Origin of the sequence: Fusobacterium varium (assembly GCA_021531615.1) — a bacterium.
Lineage (GTDB): Bacteria > Fusobacteriota > Fusobacteriia > Fusobacteriales > Fusobacteriaceae > Fusobacterium_A > Fusobacterium_A varium_C.
In genome coordinates this window covers 1-11842 of the sequence record JADYUE010000058.1, presented here as the reverse complement: position 1 = coordinate 11842, position 11842 = coordinate 1, and the positions used below count along the sequence as shown (strand labels likewise).

The window sequence follows — 11842 nt, the reverse complement described above, 5'->3', positions numbered from 1 at the left end:
GAATTTTAGTCAGATGAGTGTTACTCTCTCTTTATTCTTTGACATGGAATTTAGCTGATATTTAAAAAAATAGAGATAACTAAAATTGATTAATTAGCATAAATACAAAGGAACTTTGCTGTAAACCTAGCGATGTGCTAGATAACTGAGCTAAGTTAGATAAATTATAGTTTAATGTAAAAACTACACCTCATATTAATACAAGGTGTAGTTTAATTTGAATCTTAAATCTCTCTAGTATACTCTTTTAGCCACTCTTTTTCTTCAGCTGTTAAATATGGAGATACTTTATCAAATACCATTTTATGATAACTGTTCAAGAACTCTCTCTCATCTTTTTCTAACATTTCTGGAATAACACCATCTAAATCAAGTGGAGCATAAGTCATTGTTTCAAACTCCATAAATTGTCCAAAAACTGTTTTCTCAGCTTTTTTAACTATTAATTCATTTTCCAATCTAATTCCATGAGAACCTTCTATATATACACCAGGCTCATTTGTAACTGTCATTCCCTCTTCTAAAATTTGAGGATTAGTTTGGAATCTTATTCCTTGTGGTCCTTCATGTACATTTAATAAGAATCCTACTCCATGTCCAGTTCCACATTTATAATCTATTCCTCTTTCCCATACAGGTCTTCTAGCTAAAATATCTAAGTTAGTTCCTCTAGCTCCATATAAGAATTTTACTTTAGAAAGTGATATCATACCTTTTAGAACTAAAGTAAAGTGCTCTTTTATCTCTTCTGGACACTCTCCCAAAACAAATGTTCTAGTTATATCTGTTGTTCCATCTAAATATTGAGCTCCTGAATCTATAAGCAATAGATTTCTTGGATACAATTTACTATTTGATTTTTCATTTGCACTATAATGCATCATAGCAGCATTTGCTTCATAAGCAGATATAGTATTAAAACTAGGCTCTATATATAGCTTTTGTTCTTTTCTGTACTCTTCTATTTTATCACTTACACTTATTTCACTCATTTCAAGTTTTCCAATATTAGTTTTTAACCAATACATAAATTTAGTTACTGCTACTCCATCTTTTAAGTGAGAATTTCTTAAATTTTCTAACTCTACTGGATTTTTACAAGCTTTCATTAATGTTGTTGGATTATTTCTATTTAAAATACTTCCTTTTATACTATTACAAATTAAATAATTTACTTTATTATTATCTAAAAGTACTATCTCATTTTCACTATCTTTTACATCTTCATATACTTCAAAGTACCCTTTTATCTCAACACCATTTTTTTCTAAATATTCTCTTACTTCATTATTTACTTTTTTACCATCTATATAAAGAGTAACTTTATCTTTTGAAATAATTGAATATGCCAATGTAACTGGATTATTTTTAATATCTCTTCCTCTTATATTAAATAACCAAGCTATATCATCTAAAGAAGTTAAAACATGTTTATCTGCCTTTAAAACTTCCATTTTTTCTCTCAATTTATTTAGTTTACTTTCAAAGCTTTCTCCAGCATATTTTTCATCTAATATAAAAACTTCTGTTATTGGTAAAGATGGTCTATCCTTCCAGATTTCTCCTACCAAATCATATTTATCTTCTAACATTATATTTTTATTTTCAAACTCATTTTTCAGATCAAATATAGTTTTCCCAGATATAACTTTACCATCAAAACCTAAAGTTTCTCCATCTTTTAAATTTTGATTAATATATTCTGAATATGTTGGAACTCCCTCTTCTCCCATCTTAAAAAGAGTTATTCCACTACCTTGTAGTTGCTTTTCAGCTTGTATAAAATATCTTCCATCTGTCCATAGTCCAGCTTTATCCTTTGTTACTACAACTGTTCCTGCTGATCCTGTAAATCCTGAGATAAACTCTCTTGATTTAAAGTATTCTCCCACATACTCACTTTGATGATAGTCAGATGATGGAATTAAATATATATCTATATTTCTCTCTCTCATCAAAGTTCTTAGTTGTTCAACTCTTTCAACTACAATATTCAAAAAAATCACCCCTATTTAATATAATTATTCAACAGTAACTGATTTTGCTAAGTTTCTAGGTTTATCCACATCTAAACCTTTTGCTACTGCTGTATAGTATGCAAATAATTGAGCTGGAATCACTGCTAAAACTGGAGCTAAAATATCATCAATATCACTAATATATAATACCTTATCAGATACTTCTATTATATCCTTATAGCTATTTTTAGTTATAGAAATAATATATGCCCCTCTTGCTTTTAACTCTTTTATGTTAGATACAACTTTTTCTATCATATCCTCTTGAGTAGCCACTACAACTACCATTGTCCCATTTTCTATTAAAGCAATTGTTCCATGTTTTAACTCTCCAGCAGGGAAAGCTTCAGTATGAATATAAGTTATCTCTTTCATTTTTAGAGATCCCTCTCTTGCTACTTTTTCATCAATACCTCTTCCTATATAAAAACCATTCTTTTTATCTTTTATAGTTTCAGCTATCCCTTTTATTTTTTCTTTTGAATTAAAAATTTCTTTTATTTTACCATTTAAACTGTATGCTTTCAATATATAATTTTTATATTTGTCCTCTGTTATTCTATTAAGTTTTAATGATATCTCTAACGATAACAGATAAAAAGTTATAACTTGTGCAGTATAAGCCTTTGTTGAAGCTACTGAAATCTCTGGTCCAGCTAATGTATAAATTACAACATCTGCTTCTCTTGATATAGTTGATCCCACTACATTAGTTATAGCTATTGTCTTTGCTCCCTTAGACTTTGCCAATCTTAATGCCATTAAAGTGTCTAATGTTTCTCCTGATTGACTTACAAAAACAACTACATTTCTTTCATCAATAATTGGATCACTATATCTATATTCAGAAGCTATCTCTACATTTGATTTAAAATTAGCTATTTTTTTTAAATAATTAGCTCCTTGTAATCCTGCATAATAGGCTGTTCCACATGCTATTATATCTATCTCTTGAACCTTACTAAAATCTATCTTCTCAAAAAGATCTGTAAGTTTCTCTTTACCATCCTCTTTTGTATAAAATTCTAGAGTCTTATTTACCACTTCAGGTTGCTCCTCTATCTCTTTTAACATAAAGTGTGGATATCCATTTTTACTAGCTTGTTCCATGTCCCATTGAATTTTATTTATACTTTTTTCAATTGAATTTAGATTTTTATCATAAACTCTAACTTTTTCTCTTTCTAAGATTGCTATTTCATCATTTTCAAGAAAAATAACATCTCTAGTATATTTTAAGATTGCTGGAACATCTGAGGCAATAAAATTACTATTTTTACCTACCCCTATAATCAATGGACTCTCTTTTCTTGCACACACTATTTTTTCAGGTTCTGCTTCATGAATTATTCCTAAAGCATAACTTCCTCTTAATCTCTCTGTAACTTTTTTCAAAGTTTCTAATAGATCTCCATTATAAAAATATGAAAAAAGTTGAGCTACCACTTCACTATCAGTATCCGATATAAATTTATACCCTTTCCCAATAAGTTCTGATTTTAAAGCTGAATAGTTTTCAATAATTCCATTGTGAACTATTGCTACCTTTCCATCACAACTACAATGAGGATGTGAATTAATATCACTTGGAACTCCATGTGTTGCCCATCTAGTGTGTCCTATTCCTACATTAGCAAGATGTACCTTCTCCTTTAAAGACTCTTTTAAATTAGATAATTTACCACTTTTCTTATCTACAAAGATTCTTCCCTCTTCTACAACTGCTAACCCAGCAGAGTCATAACCTCTATATTCAAGTTTACTTAACCCATCCAAGATTACCTCTACTGCTTGTTGATCATTACCTACATATCCTATTATTCCACACATATGTATTCCTCCTATTTATATTTAATTTTAAATGTTCATAGGAGATTTGTTACAGTTGCTCCTTTGTAATAGAAGTCACCTTCTATCTTTACTAGCAACGGTTGTAACCACCTCTGAGAAACCCGCCGAATTTTCGAATATCTCAGTCCTCGTCAACTTTATTAAAAATAAAGTTCTGGCGCTTGTCTTATATAAAATCTCCGTTCACTATTATAATATATAAAAAAAGGTTGGTCAATAAAAATATCAACCAACCTTATATTTTATAATTTATTTAATTTTAAATTTATCTTATTTTCCAGCTTTTGCTTTTTTTAATTCTTCAGCTAGTAATGGAGCTATTTTATTAGCATCTCCTACGATTCCTAGGTCTGCAACATCAAATATAGGGGCATCTTTATCTTTGTTGATAGCTACGATATATTCAGATTCTTCCATACCTGCAACGTGTTGGATAGCTCCTGAAATTCCACATGCGAAGTAGATATCAGGTCTAACTGTTTTACCAGTTTGTCCAACTTGTCTGTCGTGATCAATGTATCCAGCGTCTACTGCTGCTCTTGAAGCTGAAACTGTTGCTCCAATTTCTTTTGCTACTGATTCTAGAGCTGCGAAGTTTTCAGCAGAACCAATTCCTCTTCCTCCAGAAACTAGTATTTTAGCTTCAGAAATATCTACTTTGTTAGCAGTTTCTTTAACTACTTTAACAATTTTTACTTTCATTTTAGAAGTATCTAGAGTTACAGGGAATTTTTCGATTTCTCCTACTCTTCCTTCTTCTCTAGGAGCTTTTTGCATAACTCCAGGTCTTACTGTTGACATTTGAGGTCTGTGGTCTGGACAAACGATTGTTGCCATTAAGTTTCCTCCAAATGCAGGTCTTGTCATTTCTAGTCCTTTAGTTTCTTCAGAAATTTCAAGTTTTGTACAGTCAGCTGTAAGTCCAGTTTTCATTCTTGAAGATACTCTTGGTGCTAGGTCTCTTCCTAAAGTAGTTGCTCCGAAAAGAACTATTTCAGGTTTTTTAGCATCTATTATAGCTTTAAATACTTGTGCATAAGCTTCAGTATCATAGTTTTCTAATCTAGCTTGATCTACAACTATTACTTTGTCAGCTCCATATTCAACAAGAGTTTTAGCTAATCCTTCAACATTATATCCTATTAAAGCTGCTGTTACTGGTACATCTAATTTAGCTGCTAATTCTTTAGCTTTTCCGATTAGTTCTAAACCTACGTTTTGAACTACCCCATCTCTTTGTTCTGCAAATACTAATATTCCTTTATAATCATTTAAATTCATTATCTTATCTCCTTTGTCTTAAGGTTCATTTGTTAAATAACAAATTTTTCTTTTAATTTTTCTATAATTAAATTAACTGCTGCTTTTGTATCAAGATCATCAAATACTTTACCAGCTTGTTTAGCTCCTTTAGTAAATGATTTTTTAACTTTTGTAGGTGATCCTGCAAGTCCAATAACTGCTGGATCAACTGTGATACTGTCAAAGTTCCAAGTTTCAACTGGTTTATCAAAAGCTTCTACAATTCCTTTAACTCTCATGTATCTAGGTTGGTTAGCTTCTGAAAGTACAGTGATTAAAGCAGGAAGTTGAACATTTACTAGATAATATCCATCTTCTACAGCTCTTTCAATTGTTAATGAATTATCTTCTTTATTATATTGCATATTTTTTACATAAGATACTTGAGGTAATCCTAAGTGTTCAGCTATTTGTGGACCTACTTGTGCAGTATCTCCGTCAATTGCTTGTCTTCCAGCGATGATTAAGTCAGCTTCTATATTTCTTAAAGCTGCTGCGATTGTATTAGAAGTAGCTAGAGTATCTGCTCCTCCAAATTTTCTATCTGTTAAAAGAATAGCTCTGTCTACACCCATTGCATAAGCTTCTCTTAAGATTGCTTCTGCTTGAGGTGGTCCCATTGTGATAACTGTTACATGAGCTCCATATTGATCTTTTAATCTTAAAGCTTCTTCTAATCCAGCTTTATCATCTGGGTTCATGATACTAGGAACTCCATCTCTGATTAGTGTTCCTTTTACTGGATCTAATTTTATCTCAGTTGTATCTGGAACTTGTTTTATACAAACTACTATTTTCATCTTCCATCCTCCATATATTAATTCATATACTCAATTTTTCGCTATTAGTTATTATTTTAAATTATTTTAAAAGATTTCCTGCTATTACCATTCTTTGAACTTCTGAAGTTCCTTCATAGATTTCAGTGATCTTAGCATCTCTCATCATTCTTTCTACTGGATATTCTCTAGTGTATCCATATCCTCCGTGTAGTTGAACAGCTTTAGTTGTTACTTCCATAGCTGTTTCAGCTGCAAATAGTTTTGCTCTAGCTGCATCTACAGTATAAGGAAGGTTGTTGCTTTCTCTCCATGCTGCTTTGTAAACTAGAAGTCTAGCTGCTTCTACTTTTACTTCTAAGTCAGCTAATTGGAATTGAGTGTTTTGGAATTTAGCAATAGCTCTTCCAAATTGTTTTCTTTCTTTTACATAGTTTACAGTTTCATCTAAAGCACCTTGAGCAATTCCTAATGCTTGAGAAGCGATTCCTATTCTTCCTCCGTCAAGAGTCATCATAGCAATTTTAAATCCTTTTCCTAATTCTCCTAATAGGTTTTCTTTTGGAAGTCTTACGTTTTCAAATATTAATTCACAAGTTGAAGAACCTTTAATTCCAAGTTTCTTTTCTTTTTTACCAATAGTAAATCCTGGAGTTCCAGCTTCAATTATGAAAGATGAAATTCCTTTTAATCCTTTTGATTTATCAGTCATTGCAAATATTACATATACATCTGCATATCCAGCATTTGTTATGAATATTTTTGATCCATTAATTATCCATTCGTTAGTTGCTTCATCTAAAACAGCAGTAGTTTGTTGTCCAGCAGCATCTGTACCTGCGTTTGGTTCAGTTAATCCAAATGCTCCAATCCATTCTCCACTTGCTAATTTTGGAATATATTTTTGTTTTTGAGCTTCAGTACCAAATTTAAGTATTGGCCAAGTTCCTAGTGAAGTATGTGCAGAAACAATAACTCCTGTAGTTGCACAAACTCTAGAAAGTTCTTCTACAGCCATAGCATACATTACGTTGTCTCCACCTGCTCCTCCATATTCTTTTGGAATAGGAATTCCCATTAACCCAATTTCAGCCATTTTTTTAACAGTTTCTACTGGGAATCTTTCTTCTTCGTCTACTTCAGCAGCTAAAGGTTTTACCTCATTTTCAGCAAATTCTCTTATCATTTGTCTGAAAAGTTCATGTGTCTTAGGTATATTAAATTCCATTATCTTAATCCTCCTACTAGTTATTGTTAACTTTTTTTATTTTTCTTGACCTTTTAAGACGTGTGTCTATTTTTTAGGATTCACTTTTATTCTTGAAACTTATGCTTACAACTTTATAAACACTAAACTCCCTCTTTGAAAATCCTCTAATAACTTTTTGAATATCTTTTTTCGATACTCTTTTTTGACATGAATTACTATAATTTTATTTGCTAAAAAAATATTTTACTACAAATAAAATCTTTTTGGATACCCCAATATTACTTTCTAATATTTTTTGCTATTAAAAAAATAATTGCTAAAAAATATTAGAACTTTGTAATACATTATTCCTATAATAATTATAGCACTTTTTTGTCAAAAAATTAACTACTTATTTTTTGTTTTTAGCCGTTCAAAAATCGTATTTTTAATTTTTATACGTATTTATTGCTTTTTTTAAAAACATACAACCTGTCAATTGTATCTCAATATAAGTTATACCAATATTTTTAATTAAAGTCAAGTACTATGAAAGAGTTTATATATTTTTTGTTTAATTTTAATCATTTTGTTAGTAAAAAGTAATCAATAATCATTTTTTGATTTGACCACTTTTCTCTAATTTTAATTATTTCTCCTCTTTTATCTTTTTCTAAATTTTTTCAATATTTTTCCATATATATTTTTTATTTTTTCAATTATGTTTTTTTATTTTATGATCAACTTTTATTCAATAGCTATTTTTAAATAGTTTTTCTTAAATTATATTTATTTTTCTATAATAAATTGATATAATTCTATTGGAGGTAATTATATATGATATTAAATGAATTAGAAACAGTAGTTAATCTTTTAAATAAAGATATGAAAATAATACAGAGAGTTGATCATTTTGCTTTTTCACTTGATTCACTTTTAGTTTCAGAATTTGCATCTATAACTAAATATACAAATAAAATTGTAGACTTAGGAACTGGAAATGGAGTGATCCCTCTTTTTCTTTCTAAAAAAACAAAAGCTCAAATAACAGGAATTGAGATTCAAGAAATCTCTAGTGATCTAGCTAAAAGAAATGTTCAACTAAATAATTTAGAAGATCAAATCTCTATTATAAATGATGATATGAAAAATTGGAGAAAATATTTTAGAAATAACTCTATTGATATGGTTATTTCTAATCCACCTTTCTTTAAATTTGATGGTAATGAAAAACAACTTAACGATCTTACTCAACTTACCCTTGCTAGACATGAGATCTCTATTACTTTAGAAGAGATTATTCAAACTGCATCTAATCTTTTGAAGGATAAAGGGCATTTTGCTTTAGTACATAGAGTTGATAGATTTATGGATATAATTGAAAACATGAAAAAATATGATATTGAACCTAAAAAAATTCAATTTTGCCACACTAAAATAAATAAAGAAGGAAAAATACTTCTTGTAGAGGGAATTAAATATGGTAAACCTGGTTTAAGAATACTTCCACCTTTAATTGCCCACGATGCTGATGGACAGTATTCAGCTGAAGTTCTTGAAATGTTTAAATAATTTTTTCATTTTGGGGAGGATTTTATGAATGAAAACAGAATTCTTATTATGGCTAATATGGTAGGAAAAATGGCACTTCAAAGTGGTGCTGAAACTTACAGAGTAGAAGATATTATAAATAGAATTTGCAAACATTATGGTCTTAATGCCCAATGCTTTGTTTCTATTACTTGTATTATTACTTCTGTAAGAAATTCTAAAGGAGAGTTATTTTGTTCTGTTGAACGTGTTCCAAATAGATCTACCAACTTAAATAAAGTTCATTGTATAAATCAATTGGTGAGGGATATAAAAAAATACACATTAGAAGAATTTACGCAAGAAGCTGTAAAAATAGATAAAGAAATTCCTTATAGTAAATTTATGTATTTTTTAGCCTACTGTCTTGGTGCTGCTTCCTTTGCACTACTATTCAAAGGTGATTTCCATGATGCTATATCTGCTTCTATTGGTGGTGGACTTATATTTATAATCTCAGATTTTGCAGCTAAATTACAATCTAATAGTTTTTTTATTAATACTTTAGGTGGTTTTATCTGTACTATCTCAGCTTATTTAGCTTATAAGATAAATTTCATAACATCTGTTTCCTATTCTATCATTGGAACCATTATGCTTCTTGTACCAGGAATTGCTCTTACTAATGCTATTAGAGACTTAGTAGCGGGAGATCTTCTCTCTGGCATGTCAAGAGCTGTTGAAGCTTTTTTAGTTGGAGCTGCATTAGCTATTGGAACAGGTTTTGCTCTATTTATACTTTTAAAATTAGGGGGAATATAGATGTTGCTAGAGATGTTATGGGCTGCTGGAAGTACATTTGCTTTTGGAATACTTTTTAATTTAAAAGGAAAAAAACTATTTTTTGCAGGATTAGGTGGAGCATTAGGTTGGGGTGTTTACATTATCTTTAAAAATGCTGAATACTCAATTCCAGCCTCTTTTATGTTTGCATCTATGGCTCTTACTATCTATTCAGAAATTATGGCAAGAATATTAAAAACTCCTGTAACTTCTACTTTAATTGCTAGTCTTATTCCTTTAGTTCCAGGAAGTGGTGTATATTTTACCATGTCATATTTTGTAGAAAATAAACTTGAAGAGGCTGCTTCTAAAGGGATTGAAACGCTTTTAATTACTGCTGCTATAACTGTTGGAATAGTTTTTGTTTCTACTTTTTCTCAAATTTACTACAAAATAAGAAGATATAATAGAGTTAAAAAAATGATAAAATTGAGAAAAGAAAAAAAGAAAAAGCAGATAAATAAAATATAAAACTTTTAAATAAAAAACACTCTCTACTTAATATAGAAAGTGTTTTTTTATTATTTAAAATTTATTTGGAAGATAAAGAAACCTCTTTCTTTATCAAAGCTCACTTTATATGAATATTGTAAAAGATCCAATATGTTTTTTACTATTGATAACCCTAGACCAGTTCCTCCATATTTTCTTTTTCTAGAAAAATCTAATTTATAAAAAGGTTTAAATATCTTCTCCATATTTTCCTTAGAGATGTATTCACAGCTATTTTCAATGATTAAAGTATTATTTTTAAAAGTAATATTTATTATCCCTCTAAAGTCTGTATAGGTGATTGAATTTGTTAAAAGGTTATTTACTACTACATCCAATTTTTTTAAATCTCCCTCTAACTCTGCATCTTCTATATCTACTTTTAGCTTTATATTTTTTTCTTCTATATCTAATAAATACTTATTCAATATCTCTTGTAAAAATTTTTTTAAATTAAACTTCTCTTTTTTTACTATAAAAAACTCATGCTCATAGCTATAACAAGAGTTTAGATCCTTTATCATCTTATCTAAGTATAACCCCTCTTTATACATAACAGAATATATTTTTTCTATCTCTTTTTCATCTACTATAATTTTATCTTGTAAAACTTCTATATACCCATTAATTATTGCTATTGGTGTTTTTAGTTCATGACTTATTGAATTAATAAACTCTTTTTCATTTTTCATAAGTTTCTTGTTTTTATCCAATTCAAATTTCAATTGCTCATTTAATTTCTTTAATTCATCATTATTTTTCTTTAGATTAATTGAAATAGAAGTAATATTTTTTCCTAATACTGCTAGTTCATTCTCACCTTTAAATCCAATACTTTTTGAAAAATCTGATTTTACCATTCTAGTTGATATATCTTCAAGCATCTCTATTGGAACAGACATTTTTTTAGAAATAAAATAGGATAAAATCAACATTAAGATTAATAAAAAAGGAGTAACATAAATATAAGAAGATAGTATAATCTTATAAATTATTTCAGGTATAACCATTAAAGATGAGATTACAACATATTCTTTATCTCCTATTTTCTTTATCATATATATCTTATTTAAAAAATTTGTTGATTTTCCAAATCTAATCTCTACACTATTTAAAGACATCTTTTCTAAATCTATCTTCCAAAATTTTTCATTAAAATATTTAAATAGTTCTAACTTATGTCTATCTTCAATTGCATCTATAATTTCTAGTTTAATATTTTTATTTTTTTCTAACTCTTTTTTTATTTGTGGAGTTACTTTTTTTTCATTTATCGTATGAACTACTTCATCTAATTCTGCAATTTTTCTATTTTCAATATATCTTTTCATATAAAAACTATGAAAGCTATATAATAAAATCAAAGGAATATATGTTATTACTATTAGTGTTAAAAAAATCTTATAGAATATTTTTTTCATATTTTTACTCTTAATCTATCTCAAATTTATATCCAATATTTCTAACTGTTTTTATATATTCCTCTCCTATCTTTTTCCTTAAATTCTTTATATGAACATCTATAATTCTATCACTTCCTTCAAAATCATAACCCCATATCTCTACAAGCATCTTCTCTCTTCTCAAAGCTATATTAGAATTTTTTATCATATACATTAAAATTTCATACTCTTTAGGTGCTAAATCTACTTTTTCCCCATTTATACTTACAGTATGTGAAATATCATTTATCTCTATTTTACCTATTTTTAAAATATCTTCTTTTCTATTTTCTCTATTTTTTAAAATAGTTTTTATTCTAGCTAATAATAGGGTGTATAATTTTTGGTGTTGGTACTTAAATGTATTAACACCTTTTTTACTTTTTTTCAAAAAAA

Annotated in this window: 10 protein-coding genes; 3 read left to right on the top strand and 7 right to left on the bottom strand. The window is 28.6% G+C overall.

The window, feature by feature from the left end:
* Positions 1-224: 224 nt before the first annotated feature.
* The 5 genes from I6E31_11805 to I6E31_11785 form a co-directional block, all read right to left on the bottom strand.
* Entirely contained in the window at positions 225-1997 is a 1773-nt protein-coding gene (locus tag I6E31_11805) for an aminopeptidase P family protein (GenBank protein MCF2640645.1), read from the bottom strand.
* A gap of 24 nt (positions 1998-2021) precedes the next feature.
* Complete coding sequence (glmS, locus tag I6E31_11800) at positions 2022-3848, bottom strand: glutamine--fructose-6-phosphate transaminase (isomerizing) (GenBank protein ID MCF2640644.1); 1827 nt, start codon at positions 3846-3848, stop codon at positions 2022-2024.
* A gap of 291 nt (positions 3849-4139) precedes the next feature.
* Positions 4140-5150 (bottom strand): electron transfer flavoprotein subunit alpha/FixB family protein, encoded by a 1011-nt coding sequence (locus tag I6E31_11795; GenBank protein ID MCF2640643.1) that lies wholly within the window; start codon positions 5148-5150, stop codon positions 4140-4142.
* 32 nt (positions 5151-5182) lie between these two features.
* Positions 5183-5971, bottom strand: a complete 789-nt coding sequence (locus tag I6E31_11790) for an electron transfer flavoprotein subunit beta/FixA family protein (GenBank protein ID MCF2640642.1) — start codon at positions 5969-5971, stop codon at positions 5183-5185.
* Positions 5972-6032: 61 nt separating this feature from the next.
* Positions 6033-7178 carry an acyl-CoA dehydrogenase gene (locus I6E31_11785; protein MCF2640641.1) on the bottom strand — a complete coding sequence of 382 codons (1146 nt, stop codon included), beginning with the start codon at positions 7176-7178 and terminating at the stop codon, positions 6033-6035.
* Positions 7179-7976: 798 nt separating this feature from the next.
* Between I6E31_11785 and I6E31_11780 the strand changes: the two genes are divergently transcribed.
* From I6E31_11780 to I6E31_11770, 3 genes are read left to right on the top strand one after another with little or no spacing between them, the layout of a single operon-like run.
* A complete protein-coding gene (locus I6E31_11780; GenBank protein MCF2640640.1) occupies positions 7977-8711 on the top strand; it encodes a tRNA1(Val) (adenine(37)-N6)-methyltransferase in 735 nt (244 codons plus the stop codon).
* Between the two features lie 24 nt (positions 8712-8735).
* The gene (locus tag I6E31_11775) at positions 8736-9491 is read left to right on the top strand and encodes a threonine/serine exporter family protein (protein MCF2640639.1); all 756 of its coding nucleotides are present in this window, start codon (positions 8736-8738) and stop codon (positions 9489-9491) included.
* Positions 9492-9983, top strand: a complete 492-nt coding sequence (locus I6E31_11770; GenBank protein MCF2640638.1) for a threonine/serine exporter family protein — start codon at positions 9492-9494, stop codon at positions 9981-9983.
* 50 nt (positions 9984-10033) lie between these two features.
* Here the strand turns inward: I6E31_11770 and I6E31_11765 are convergent, their stop codons facing one another.
* Complete coding sequence (locus I6E31_11765; GenBank protein MCF2640637.1) at positions 10034-11425, bottom strand: HAMP domain-containing histidine kinase; 1392 nt, start codon at positions 11423-11425, stop codon at positions 10034-10036.
* A gap of 10 nt (positions 11426-11435) precedes the next feature.
* On the bottom strand, positions 11436-11842 hold a 407-nt coding region (locus I6E31_11760), incomplete at its 5' end, for a response regulator transcription factor (protein ID MCF2640636.1).